Here is a 12,428-nt window from a genome sequence, read left to right on the forward strand (position 1 = left end):
GCGGCTGCGCCGCACTAAGCCGACCTACGACGCTGGTTTGGCGGCTGCCGGTGAGCAATCAAGTAGCTTGTCGGCTTCCACGCTAAGCCGACCTACGCGGCGCGCCACTCGCTCAGGTAGTGCTGCGGCGTGCGGCCCAGGATGCGGCGGAACATGGCGCTGAAGGCGCTGGGGCTGGCGTAGCCCAGCGCGTAGGCGATGGCGGCCACGCCTTCGCCCCGGTCCAGGCGGCAGAATGCCTCGGCCAGGTGGACTTGCTGCAGCCATTGGCGGTAGTGCAAGCCCGTTTCCTTCGGGAATAAACGGATCAGGGTGCGCGCGCTGGCGCCCGCATCCTGGGCCCAGTCCTCGATGCTGCGCCGGCTGCCGGGCGCGCTCATGATGGCCGTGCACACGGCCACCAGGCGCCGGTCGCGGGGCCAGGGGATGGCGAGGGGCACGGTGTCGGCCGTCGCCAGTTCCGACAGGATCAAATGCGCCAGCCAGTCGCCGCGCCCCGCCAGCGCATATTCGATCGGTTCGGCCAGCAAGGCCAGGATCAGCTCGCGCAGCAGCCGGCTCACTTCCAGCACCTTGCAATCGGCGCCATACGGGGCCGCCACCTGCGCGTCGATGTACACGGTGCGCATGCTCAATTCGCTCAAGATATGGACTTCATGCACGACGCCCACGGGGATCAGCAGGGCGCGCCGGGGCGGCAAGATCCACACGCCATGTTCGGTGGAGACGCGCATCACGCCTTCCGTCGCATACAGCAGTTGCGCCCGCACGTGGCTGTGCGGCGCCGTGTAGTCGCCGGCCGCATATTGCCTGGACATGGCCGTCACCGGGCGCGGTACATGCTGGTAGTCGTGCGAGCTGGTGCTGCGGCTGAACGGCACGCCATCGGGGTGGGTCTGGGCGGGTGGGTGGGTGTACATGTCGGTCGTTGGCTTGTCGCCTGATTGTCACTCAGTTGTCACTTGGGCGACGATTATTGGAAGTTATCAGTTCAGTGACCATACTATACTGGCTTCTTTGCCGGGCCGCCCGCCGTGCCCGATTATTGCGGAAGACACATGCATACAACCACAACTGCCCCGCCATTGGCCAAGTCCGTGCCGGCGGCTCCCTCGCTTCATAGTTCCCAACAACAATCCAGTCTGGCCATGCACATCCTGGGCGCCGTCGCCTTCGTGCATTTGCTCAATGACTTGATCCAGGCATTATTGCCGTCGATTTATCCGATGCTGAAAGCCGAGTTTTCACTCAGTTTTACCCAGGTCGGCCTTATAACCCTGACGTTCCAGTGCACGGCATCGTTGCTGCAGCCCTGGATCGGCTTGTATACGGACCGCCGTCCGCTGCCATTCCTGCTGCCGGTCGGCATGTGCTTTACCCTTGCCGGCGTGCTGATGCTGTCCGTCGTCTCGACCTTTCCGACCCTGCTGCTCGCCGCCGGCCTGATCGGCGTCGGTTCCTCGACTTTCCACCCGGAAGCGTCGCGCGTGGCGCGCATGGCCTCGGGCGGGCGCTACGGCTTTGCCCAGTCCCTGTTCCAGGTGGGCGGCAATGTCGGTTCCGCCCTGGGACCGCTGCTGGCGGCCGCCGTCATCGTGAACCGTGGCCACGGCAATGTCGCCTGGTTCAGCTTGCTGGCCGTGCTGGCCATCGGCGTGCTGTACAAGGTCAGCCACTGGTATAGCGGCCACCTGGCCAGCTTCAAGCCGAAGGCGGGCGGCCATGGTCCGAACTTGTCGCGCAACAAGGTGATTGGCGCGCTGGGCGTGCTGGCGCTGCTGGTGTTCTCGAAGTACATCTACATGGCCAGCCTGTCGAGCTATTACACGTTTTACCTGATCGACAAATTCCACCTGTCGCTCGGCGATGCCCAGCTCTACCTGTTCCTCTTCCTCGCCGCCGTGGCGGCCGGCACCTTCATGGGCGGCCCCATCGGCGACCGCATCGGCCGCAAGCGCGTGATCTGGATTTCCATCCTGGGCGCCGCGCCGTTCACCCTGCTGTTGCCGTATGTCGACCTGTTCTGGACGGCCGTCCTGACGGTGATCATCGGCTTCGTGATTTCGTCCGCGTTTTCCGCCATCGTCGTTTTCGCGCAGGAACTGGTGCCGGGCAAGGTAGGCATGATCGCAGGCATCTTCTTTGGCCTGATGTTCGGCGTGTCCGGCATCGCGGCCGCCGCCATGGGCCACCTGGCTGATATCTCCGGCATCGCCTATGTGTATAAAATCTGCTCCTATCTGCCGCTGCTGGGCATCCTGACGGTGCTGCTGCCACAGATCGAGCAGGCGAAAAAATAAGCGGGTGACGCGGGAGGGCTTGACGGCCCGCCCGCGTACATGCGATATTCGTCCCATGATCACTTTCATCCTCACTCCAGTTTCTGTATCCGGCGCCGCTGCTGCGCTGTGTCCGTGCGCCTGGCCCCGTGAGGATGCGGCTGCGCGCCGCTGACGTTTTACTCCTCATTCGATGGCCACAGTGTTGAAAAACCTGTGGCCATTTTCTTTTTCCGCAGCGTTAATGAAAGCCCCGCATGACACTTCATCTGTACGATACCTATGCGCGCAGCCTGCGCCCGTTTGAACCCATCGCCCCGGGCCAGGCAGGCCTGTACGCCTGCGGCCCCACCGTCTACGATTACGCGCACATCGGCAACCTGCGCACCTACCTGTTCGTCGACGGCTTGCGCCGCGCGCTCGCGTTCAACGGCTTGCAGGTGCGCCACGTGATGAACATCACGGACGTGGGCCATTTGACGTCGGACGCGGACAGCGGCGACGACAAGATCGAAGCGCGCAGCGCCCGCAGCGGCAAGTCGGCCTGGGACATCGCCCTTGAATTTACCCGCGCGTTCGAGGACGATCTGCGCCAGCTCAATATCCTGCCGCCCACCGTCTGGTGCCGCGCCACCGACCACATCGCGGAGCAGGTCGCTTTCATCCTCGACCTGGAAGCGAAGGGCTATACCTACCGCACGGACGACGGCATCTATTTCGATACGACGCGCCAGGACAGTTACGGCAAGCTGGCGCGCCTGAAGCGCGACGGCCTGCAGGCGGGGAAGCGGGTGGACTTGGGACAGAAGCGCGATATCTGCGACTTCGCGCTGTGGAAGTTCAGCGGCGTGCCGGGACAGCGGCAGATGGAGTGGGACAGTCCCTGGGGCCTGGGTTTCCCCGGCTGGCACATCGAATGCTCGGCCATGGCGGAAAAGCACCTGGGCGCGTATTTCGACATCCATTGCGGCGGCGAAGACCACGTGGCCGTCCACCACAGCAACGAGATCGCGCAAACGGAAGCGCGCCATGGCACGCGCCTGGCCAACTTCTGGCTGCATGGCGCCTTCCTCAAGACGCAGGATGCGAAGATGTCCAAATCCTCGGGCGACTTCCTGCGCCTGCAAAGCCTGGCGGAGCAGGGCATCGATCCGCTGGCCTACCGCTACCTGTGCCTGGGCGCCCACTACCGCAGCAGCCTCAATTTTACGGATGAAGCCTTGCGCGCCGCCAGCAGCGGCCTGGCGCGCCTGCGCGTGGCCGTGCATGGCCTGGGGGATGCAGGCGGCGAGGCCGACGCGACATGGCTGGCGCGTTTTAGGACCTGCATCAACGATGACCTGAATTATCCGCGCGCGCTGGCCGTGGCCTGGGAGCTGCTGAAAAGCGCGCTGCCCGATGGCGTGAAAAAGGCCACCATGGCCAGCTTCGACGCGGCGCTGGGGCTCGATCTGCTGGCCTGGCAGCCGGCGCAGGTGGAAGTGCCGCAGCCGGTGCTGGCGTGGCTGGCGGAACGGGCCCACGCCCGCGCGCAGCGCCAGTGGGCCGAGGCGGACCGCTTGCGCGAACTGGCGCGCGCGGCCGGCTACGACATCGACGATACGCCGCAGGGGCAACAGGCGCGGCCTTTGTGAAGATGTCCTGCATAATGGCCGCCTGATGAAACTGGAGATGCCGTGAAGCGTCGTTTGCTGTTGTTGAGTTGTTGCCTGGCCTTTTCTGCCGCCCGCGCGGCCAGCGAGTGTCCGGGCTTTCCCGTGCTGGCCACGTCCGGCGAAGCGCTGCTGGCGCAAGTGCGCGCGCTGCCGCCCGTCGGCATCGACCGCGAACGGCAGGCGTGCGCGCCGGCGACCGTCATCGACTTCGCCTACAGCGGTGGCATCTTGTGCCGCTTTGGCGGCGACGAGGGGACGGCCGATGCCGCGACCGCCGCCGTCACGCGCCTGGCCGATGGCGGCGAACTGGTCGAATACCTGTATCTGTTCCCGTATGCGCCGGCTACGCATGCGCGTTTGCTGGCGCTGCTGGCCGCGCGTTTTGTGCCAGTCGACAAGGCGGTCTGGCCGGCCTTCCTGCAGCGCGCCACGCCAGGCAAGGAAACCACGGCCCTGTTTACCCACGGCGGCTACTATATTTCGCTGGGCAAGCCCACGGACGGCGACCCGGCCGACTGGTATTCGAACGTGATCTTTGAAAAGATGGATAAACCCGCACTGGGCGTGCGCAAGGTGTGCCGGGAGGGGCGCGATGGCTGAAGCGGATGCCTTTCCCGCGGCCTTGGCCGGCACCGTGGCGCAGCTGCTGCCCGCGCTGGGGAGCGGCCGGACACACCCGCCATTTGCCGTGCGCCAGGATGGCGAGGCCTTGCTGATCCCGGCGCGCACCTATTATGACCGCGAGCCGCTGCTGGCCTGTACGCGGCTGCCCGGCGACGCGGGCGTGATCGCCCTGTGCCTGGGCACGCGCCACCATGACGGCCATCTGCGCGAAGCGTGTGCAAGGCAGTTGCTGCTGCAGGAACGGGCGTGGACGGTGCCCTTCGTCGTGCACCTGTGCGGCGAATATGTGCTGGAGATTATCGAGGCAATTGGCGCGGCGCTGCCGGCCTGGAATGCCGATGCACTGGCGCGCTACCTGCGGGAGAATCCAGCATATCTCGATACGCTGGAGCGGCGCAACGTCAGTTACTGGAATTGCTATTACCGCGGGCAGTATCCCGTGTGGGGCAGCTACCCGGGACGCAGGACCATGGCGGCCCTGCGTACCTTGCAAGGCCTTACGCCTCGATAAAGCGCATCTTGAAGCTGCGGCCCTTGATGTTGCCGAAGTCGCGGCCCAGGGTATTGCCCGCGTTCAGGCGCTTGAAGGCAGCTTCTGCCACCTTGCGGTCGAGCGCCACGTAGGTCATGAACTCGAACACGTTGATCTTGCCCACCTGCTCCTTGGTCAGGCCAGCATCGCCCGTTAATGCGCCCAGCAAGTCGCCCGGACGCAGCTTGTCCTTCTTGCCGCCCATGATGCACAGGGTGACCATCGGCGCCGGCAGCGCTTCTGCGCCATCGTCCTCGTTCAGTTCCTTCAGGTCGTGCCATTCGGCGGCGCTGTTCTGGTATTGCTCGATCAGCTTGACCCATTTCTTCTCGTTCGGCGCGCACAGCGACAGGGCCAGGCCCTTCTTGCTGCCGCGGCCCGTGCGGCCGATGCGGTGGATGTGCACTTCCGTGTCCTTCGAGACATCGACGTTGATCACGGCGCCCAGGTCGGAAATATCGAGGCCGCGCGCGGCGACGTCGGTGGCCACCAGCACGGAGCAGCTGCGGTTGGCGAACAGCACGAGGATTTCATCGCGCTCGCGCTGTTCCAGCTCGCCGTACAGGGCCAGCGCGGAAAAGCCTTGCTGGCGCAATTCTTCGGCCAGTTCGCGGCAATGCACCTTGGTGTTGCAGAAGGCCAGGGTGGACTCCGGCTTGAAGTGTTTTAACAGCTTGCCGACGGCGCTGTTGCGCTCGTCGAAGCCGATTTCATAGAAGCGCTGCTCGATCTTGTCGTTGTCGTGCTGCGCTTCGACCGTCACTTCCAGCGGATTGACGAGGAACGATGCTGTGGCGCGGCGGATGTCTTCCGGGTACGTGGCCGAGAACAGCAGGGTCTGGCGGCGCGCCGGGCAGGCGCTGACGATGCCGGCGATTTCCTCATAAAAGCCCATGTCCGTCATGCGGTCCGCTTCATCGAGCACCAGGGTCTGCACGTGATTCAGGTTGATGGTGCCGCGGCCCAGATGGTCGCGCAGACGGCCCGGCGTGCCGACGACGATGTGAGCGCCGTGTTCCAGCGAGGCGATTTGCGGGCGCATCGGCGCGCCGCCCGTCAGAGTCAGGATCTTGATGTTGCCGGCCGCGCGGGCCAGGCGGCGCAGCTCATTGGCCACCTGGTCGGCCAGTTCGCGCGTGGGGCACAGCACCAGGCCTTGCACGGCAAACCAGGCCGGATTGAGCTTGTGCAGGATGCCGATGCCGAAGGCGGCCGTCTTGCCGCTGCCCGTTTTCGCTTGCGCGATCAGGTCGCGGCCATCGAGCACCGCCGGCAGGCTTTGCGCCTGGATGGTGGTCATCTCGTGGTAGCCGAGCGAATCGAGGTTGGCCAAAAAGGCGGGCGTCAGCGGCAGGCTGGAAAAAGAAGTGGTGGCGGATGTGGTGTTCATAAAGGGCGGAGCCGGTAAAAAGCGGGTGAATGGGCACAGTCTACAGGCGTTCTACGCCCTTGTGCGGATGGTGGTGTGGAAGCCGGCGGCGAACGGCCGCCGGCGTGGGGTACTAATTATCTGGCGCCCAGATGGGCAAACCGGTCAGATCGAGGCCGGCGTCGCGCGTCCATACGGGCAGGCCCGTGGCGTCGGTCGGCTCCAGCAATTCGAGCTGCACCTGCTTCAGCGCCGCCTTGCGCGCGCGCGCGCGTCGCTGCGGCTCCGGCGCCGGCTCTGGCGCCTCGAGCGCTGGCGGCGGGCCGAAACCGGGCAAGTCGATGGTGGCGTTGTCTTTTTTATCTCTCATTTGCTAACCTCTGTCCCTGGCCTGCGAAGGCCAAGGGGCGGGCAAGGTGCTGCCCGCCTATGTCAATACGCTTTCACTTCATCCACAAAACAAAAGCCCGGCTACTGGAGTCGGGCTCATTGTGAATATCATCGGCAGGAAAAGCAGACCTGCGGATTTAAGTGCGGCACGCAGTGTATCACAGGCGTGCCGCACCGTGTGGGGCTTAACGGAAGCTCAGGGCGCCCGTCAGGTCACCGGGAGGTAGGGCTCCCCGTGCTGCAAACGCGTCGTTGCGCACTTTCAGGCCTTCGAGCAGCGGCAGGTCGTGCAGGCGCGTGATCAAACGCAGGATCGACGTCGTGTCGTAGAAACTGTGGTCGACGGCGCCTTTTTTCGCGTACGGCGAGACGACGATGGCGGGAATGCGCGTGCCCGGGCCCCAGCGGTCGCCCTTTGGCGGCGCCACGTGATCCCACCAGCCGCCGTTCTCATCGAACGTGATCACCACGATCATGTCCTTCCACTGCGGCGATTCCTTCAGATGCTGGATGACGTTGGCCACGTGCTGGTCGCCCGATTCGATGTCCGAATAGCCCGCATGCAGGTTCAGATTGCCCTGCGGCTTGTAGAAGGTCACGGCCGGCAGCTTGCCCGCCACGGCGGCGGCGAGGAATTTGTTCGAGATCGGGCTGTCGCCCGTGCCGCCGTCGCGCAGGTGTTCGGCGCGCGCCGCCGTGCCGGGCGCGAACTGCTTGAAGTAGTTCAGCGGCTGGTGGTGGAACTGGAAATTTGGTTTACTGCCGCCGCCCTTGTGGTCGAGCGCCGCTTGCCAGCCGCCGCCATACCATGCCCAGCTGACGCCCTTGCGCGACAGCAGGTCGCCGATGGTGTCGTAGGTTTGCGGCGGCAGGGTATTCGCGTCGGCCGGGTCGGCGTGCAGCGGGTCGCCGTCGAAGGCAGGGCGAATGTAGCTGGGCTGGTAGGGCGGCGCCATGGTGTTGACGGCATAGCCGTCCGGCGTGATGGCGCCGTCGTTCACGTATTTCGGCTTGCCGTCCAGCGCCGAGGCGGGGCACTCGGGAGACAGGGCCAGGCGCACGCCTTGCGGGCCGTCGGCCAGCACGGCGATCTTTTTCTTCGCTGCCGTCTCGGCAGCATTGAAGTATTCGTTGGCGCGGCCCGTGACGAGGAACTGGTGGTTCATGTAGGAGCCGCCGAAGGCCGCCATGAAGAAGTTGTCGCACAAGGTGTACTGCTCGGCGATCTGCCACAGGTTCAGGTTTTTCGACGTTTCGCCATAGTGGCCCATCACCAGGCCGCCGCTGTCGGCCCACGCGGCGAAGCCGTCGTTCTTGCCGCCATTGATCTGCATCTGGTTGTTATAGAAGCGGTGCACGAGGTCGCGCGTGATGATGCTCTCGGGCAGGGGCTTGCCGGACGCGTCGCTCAGTTTGTAGGGAGCGTTGGGCAGGCCGGAAATCTGCTCTTCCTTGATCAGGTAATCGATGCCGCCGATATTTTGCTGATTCGGCACCAGGCCGCCCCAGATCTTCGGCAGGGTTGCCAGCGGCTTGCCGTCGCGGTCCAGCTGCTGCGCCTGTTCCGCCGTGACGGCGGACAGGGGTGCGCTGGTACCGGGGAAGTTGGCGAACAGGTTGTTGAAGCTGCGGTTTTCCAGGTAGATCACGACCACGTTCTTGACGTGCGCCTTGAGTTTCGCGTCGAGCGAACCCTTGGCGATGGTCTTCCTGGCTGGTGCGGCGTCGGCCAGCGCCGGCAGGCTGGCGGCCAGGCCGACTGCGGACGCAGCCTGGAAAATGCGCCGGCGCGAGGGATTGGCGGGTTGGTCGGCCGGATCGGCTGGCAGGGCGGGGGCGAGGTCCTTCACACATTCTCCTTGGGTGTCTCTATGGGCACGGGCGTTGGCGGCAATGGCCGGCAACGCCCGTGAAGCGGGAAAATTGTATCACCGGCCCTGCGCCCCTGTGAAATATTCGGCCTGCCCTAGAACTGGTAGCGCACCTTCAGTGCTACCTTGCGCGCCGGGCCATACATGCCCGAGTACCACCAGTCCGACACGGAAGCCGTGTACTGCTTGTCGAACAGGTTGGCCACGTTCACGGTGGCAGAGAGCTTGTCGTTGACGTCGTAGCGCGCCATCAGGCTGGCCACCGAGTACGCCTTCTGTTCCCAGTGCAGGGTACTGTTGATCTGCCACGCGTCGATGTCGGAATACACGCGGCTTTGCCAGTTCACGCCGCCGCCCACCGTCAGGCGATTGAACTCGCCGGGCAGGCGGTAAGTGGTCCACAGTTTCACCAGGTGGCGCGGGAAGGTGGTCAGGATCGCCTTGCCGGTATTGTTTTCCGTCTGGCTGTAGGACCACGCAGCCGAGATGTTCCAGTCCGGCGTCAGCGCGCCCGTCGCTTCCAGATCCACGCCCTGGGTCTTGGCGCCCTTGATGGTGCGGTTGGCGGGATTGTTCGTGCCAGGGACGGTGTAGCCGGGGTCCGATTCGGCCAGGTTGCTCTGGCGGATCTGGTACAGCGCGGCGGCCGTGTTCAGGCGGCCATCGAACCAGCCGCTCTTGATGCCCGCTTCAAAGGTCTTGCCCTCGCGCGGCGCCAGCAGCTTGCCGTAGCGGTCTTGCTGGGCTTGCGGCTGGTAGATGGTGGAATAGCTGGCGTAGGCGCTGTGCGTGGCGTCGATGTCGAACACCAGGCCGCCATACGGCGTGAAGACGCGGCTTTCCGAGGCTGGCGACGCGCTGTAAAACGGCACGGAAGGCGCGTCCGAGATGTAGTTCTCGCTGTAGCGCAGCACCTTGGCGCCGGCGATCAGTTTCAGGCGCTCGGACAGGTTGAGGCGCGTGGCGGCATACGCGCTGGCCTGGCGGCGCGTGCTGTCGTAGGTGACGTACGTATCGCCAAACACGGGCGTTGCCAGGCGATTCCAGCGGTACAGGTTGACGCCGCTGCCCTGGATGCTCCAGTCGAAGCGCCCGTCCGTCTTGCTCTGGAATTGGCTGTAGTCCATGCCCAGCACCAGTTCGTGCTGGCGGCCGAAGGCGCTGAACGACCCGCGCACGTTGACGTCCACGCTGTTGACCTTCAGCTGGTAATCGCGGTAGTCGGCGCTCAGGCCCAGGCCATCGCCCGTGGCCTGGTCGGGGAAGCCGGCGCTCACGTTCATGTAGACGGCGCGCTCCTCCTGCGACGACTGCACGCGGTTGGCCGAGATTTTCAGCTTCCAGTCGTTTGTCAGCGCGTGTTCCAAGGTGGCGAAGATGTCGGTTGAATTGGTGTTGAAGCGATTCGACCTGGCCGCCGGGCTGAAGGAGCGGGGCAGGTCCGTCATGGCGCCATTGCTGTAGAACAGGGGGAAGCCCAGGTAGGAGAGGGAACCGTCCGAGCGCTTGCGCTGGTGCGTCACGCCGGCCGTCAGCTTCGTGTCGCTGGACAGGTCCGCCTCGACCACGCCGTAGACCACTTTCTTGTCGCGGCTGTAGCCGTCGATGATGCTGTCGCCTTCCTCGTACACGGTCACCAGGCGGCCGCGCACCGTGCGCGCCTCGTCCAGCGGACCCGAGATGTCGGCCATGGCGCGCCGTTCATCGTAGGAGCCCAGCTCGCCCTCGACGGCGGCCTGGAACTGCGCCGTCGGTTTCTTGCGCACCATGTTGATGGCGCCCGACGCGTCGCCCGCGCCCGTCATCAGGCCCGAGGCGCCGCGCAGCACTTCGATGCGGTCGTACAGCGCCATGTCGGCCAGGCTTTGCGACGGTATCGCGTCGAGGCCCAGGTTTTCCGAATGCGTGCTGATGCCGTCGAGCTGGTAATTGGTGATCGAATAGCCGCGCGAGGTAAAGCCCGTGCGCTCGCTGCCCAGCGAGAACAGGGTGATGCCCGGCGTTTGCGCCATCACTTGCGCGATCGTGCTCAAGCCCTGGTCCTGCATGCGCTGCTGCGTGATGACGCTGACCGACTGCGGCGTTTCCCTGATCGACAGGCCCAGCGGCGTGGCCGTGGCGATCGGCAGGGTGGAGACATACGCGCCCGAGCCTTCGGTGGCGTCCTGCTGCGCCTTGACCGATACTTCCGGCATCATGGCGATGGCCTCCGCGCCGGAATCCGCCTGGGCCTGGGCCGGGCGCAGCACGTAGCTGCCATTGGCGCTGCGCTCGGCCTTCAGGCCCGTGCCGCGCAGCACGCCGTTCAGGGCGGCCAGCACGTCGTGGCGGCCGCTCAAGCCCGCCGACGTCTTGCCGCGCGTCTGGTCCGGCGTGAAGCTGAGGATGACCCTGGACTGGCTGGCGACCTGGCGCAGCGCCGCCGCCAGGTCGCCGGCCGGCACCTGGAAGTCGAGACTGGCCGCAGCGGCGGCCGCGCTTTCCTGCGCCAGGGCTGGCGCCTGGACGTTCAGCAGCAGGGCCGAACCGATGAAGACGAGCTGGATGGCATATGCCATGCGCTTGATGCGCGGCCTGGAAGAGATAGCTTGGGACATGGTTACCTTGTGGTGTAGTCGTCAAAAAGAACGTTGCCTACACAGGTCACGCGAGAATCGAAAACGGGTACCTTTTTTTTGCGCTGGCGTCAAAATACATGTTCAGCGCTGCCGCCGCGCTTCCACCTGCACCCAATAGCGCGTGCGCAGGCGCACGTCCACCGGCAGGGAATCGGGCAGCGACAGCAGCACGGCGTCCAGGTCGGCCAGCGGGAAGACGCCGGAGATGCGCAGGCCGGCCACCGCGTCGTCGCAGCCCAGCAAGCCGTGGCGGTAGCGGCTCAACTCATGCAGGAAGTCGCGCAGCGGCATGGCGTCGGCCAGCAGCAAGCCCTGCCGCCAGGCCCAGATGTCGGGCGAGACGGCGTGCGCGGGCACGATGCTGCGCGCGGTCATGCCGCCGCCCTGGCCGGCCTGGATCACGAGACTGCCATCGCCCTGGCGCGGCATCAGCCGCACGGCGCCTTCCTCGACGGCGACCAGCGTGCTGCCCTCGGCCTGGCGCACCGAGTAGCGCGTGCCCAGCGCCTGCGCCTGGCCGTGCGCCGTTTCGACGAGGAAGGGGCGGTAAGGCCGGCCCGTTTCGCGGGCGGTGGCGATGAAGACTTCGCCCCGCACCAGTTGCAGCAGCCGTTGCGTGTCCGTGTAGCGGATGTTGACGGCGCTGCCGCTGTTCAAATGCAGGCGGCTGCCGTCGGCCAGGGTCAGCTCGCGGCGTTCGCCCACGCCGGTGGACAGGTCGGCCAGCGCGGCGCGGGCCATGCCGGGCGCATATTCCGAGCGCGCGCCGAACCAGCCCGTGATGCCGATGGCCGATACCCACGCCAGCAGCCGCAGGCTGCCGCGTCGCGAGACGGAACGCGAGAGGGGACTTTGCAGCAGCGCCTGGCGGCTGGCTGGCCCATCGAGTTCGCGCAAGCCGCCGCTGACGCTTTCGATGTGACGCCATGCCCGTTCATGGTCCGGGTGCGCCTGGCGCCACTGCTGCCAGGCCGTTTTTTCCGCCGGCGTCGTTTCACCGCTCATCAGGGTGGTCAGCCATTCGGCCGCTTGCATGGCGACGGCCAGGTCGATGGGCTGGCCCTGGGCGTAGACGGTGGCGCCGCGCATG

General features: G+C 65.5%; 10 protein-coding genes. 4 read left to right on the plus strand and 6 right to left on the minus strand.

What is annotated here, in order from left to right:
- Positions 1-92 precede the first annotated feature (92 nt).
- Positions 93-920 carry a helix-turn-helix domain-containing protein gene (locus tag IGS60_RS21900; RefSeq protein ID WP_070289885.1) on the minus strand — a complete coding sequence of 276 codons (828 nt, stop codon included), beginning with the start codon at positions 918-920 and terminating at the stop codon, positions 93-95.
- Positions 921-1,148: 228 nt separating this feature from the next.
- On the opposite strand from IGS60_RS21900, the gene IGS60_RS21905 reads away from it, so the two are divergent.
- The 4 genes from IGS60_RS21905 (at position 1,149) to IGS60_RS21920 (ending at position 5,069) form a co-directional block, all read left to right on the plus strand.
- A complete protein-coding gene (locus tag IGS60_RS21905; RefSeq protein WP_070223830.1) occupies positions 1,149-2,300 on the plus strand; it encodes an MFS transporter in 1,152 nt (383 codons plus the stop codon).
- A 236-nt stretch (positions 2,301-2,536) separates the two neighbouring features.
- A complete protein-coding gene (gene cysS, locus IGS60_RS21910) occupies positions 2,537-3,913 on the plus strand; it encodes a cysteine--tRNA ligase (RefSeq protein ID WP_230506195.1) in 1,377 nt (458 codons plus the stop codon).
- Positions 3,914-3,955: 42 nt separating this feature from the next.
- On the plus strand, positions 3,956-4,534 hold the full coding sequence (locus tag IGS60_RS21915; protein WP_230506196.1) for a hypothetical protein: 579 nt from the start codon (positions 3,956-3,958) through the stop codon (positions 4,532-4,534).
- Positions 4,527-5,069 (plus strand): hypothetical protein, encoded by a 543-nt coding sequence (locus IGS60_RS21920; RefSeq protein WP_230506197.1) that lies wholly within the window; start codon positions 4,527-4,529, stop codon positions 5,067-5,069. The genes IGS60_RS21915 and IGS60_RS21920 overlap by 8 nt, the downstream gene beginning before the upstream one ends.
- Here the strand turns inward: IGS60_RS21920 and dbpA are convergent.
- From dbpA to IGS60_RS21945, 5 genes are all read right to left on the minus strand, one after another.
- Entirely contained in the window at positions 5,056-6,480 is a 1,425-nt protein-coding gene (gene dbpA / locus IGS60_RS21925; RefSeq protein WP_230506198.1) for an ATP-dependent RNA helicase DbpA, read from the minus strand. The genes IGS60_RS21920 and dbpA overlap by 14 nt on opposite strands.
- A gap of 112 nt (positions 6,481-6,592) precedes the next feature.
- Entirely contained in the window at positions 6,593-6,829 is a 237-nt protein-coding gene (locus IGS60_RS21930; protein WP_099408811.1) for a hypothetical protein, read from the minus strand.
- Positions 6,830-7,034: 205 nt separating this feature from the next.
- The gene (locus IGS60_RS21935; protein ID WP_070223819.1) at positions 7,035-8,699 is read right to left on the minus strand and encodes an acid phosphatase; all 1,665 of its coding nucleotides are present in this window, start codon (positions 8,697-8,699) and stop codon (positions 7,035-7,037) included.
- A 116-nt stretch (positions 8,700-8,815) separates the two neighbouring features.
- Positions 8,816-11,317, minus strand: a complete 2,502-nt coding sequence (locus IGS60_RS21940; protein ID WP_230506199.1) for a TonB-dependent receptor — start codon at positions 11,315-11,317, stop codon at positions 8,816-8,818.
- A 102-nt stretch (positions 11,318-11,419) separates the two neighbouring features.
- Positions 11,420-12,427 (minus strand): FecR domain-containing protein, encoded by a 1,008-nt coding sequence (locus IGS60_RS21945; protein WP_230506200.1) that lies wholly within the window; start codon positions 12,425-12,427, stop codon positions 11,420-11,422.
- Position 12,428 lies beyond the last annotated feature (1 nt).

The sequence above is a fragment of the Janthinobacterium sp. FW305-128 genome (assembly GCF_020858135.1).
In the GTDB taxonomy this organism is placed as follows: Bacteria; Pseudomonadota; Gammaproteobacteria; order Burkholderiales; family Burkholderiaceae_D; genus Janthinobacterium.

Excerpts from the sequence above, each read along its gene's own strand:
- IGS60_RS21900 (WP_070289885.1), bottom strand. The coding sequence starts at position 920 with ATGTACACCCACCCACCCGCCCAGACCCACCCCGATGGCGTGCCGTTC.
- IGS60_RS21905 (WP_070223830.1), top strand. The coding sequence starts at position 1,149 with ATGCACATCCTGGGCGCCGTCGCCTTCGTGCATTTGCTCAATGACTTG.
- cysS (WP_230506195.1), top strand. The coding sequence starts at position 2,537 with ATGACACTTCATCTGTACGATACCTATGCGCGCAGCCTGCGCCCGTTT.
- IGS60_RS21920 (WP_230506197.1), top strand. The coding sequence starts at position 4,527 with ATGGCTGAAGCGGATGCCTTTCCCGCGGCCTTGGCCGGCACCGTGGCG.
- dbpA (WP_230506198.1), bottom strand. The coding sequence starts at position 6,480 with ATGAACACCACATCCGCCACCACTTCTTTTTCCAGCCTGCCGCTGACG.
- IGS60_RS21930 (WP_099408811.1), bottom strand. The coding sequence starts at position 6,829 with ATGAGAGATAAAAAAGACAACGCCACCATCGACTTGCCCGGTTTCGGC.
- IGS60_RS21940 (WP_230506199.1), bottom strand. The coding sequence starts at position 11,317 with ATGTCCCAAGCTATCTCTTCCAGGCCGCGCATCAAGCGCATGGCATAT.
- IGS60_RS21945 (WP_230506200.1), bottom strand. The coding sequence starts at position 12,427 with ATGCGCGGCGCCACCGTCTACGCCCAGGGCCAGCCCATCGACCTGGCC.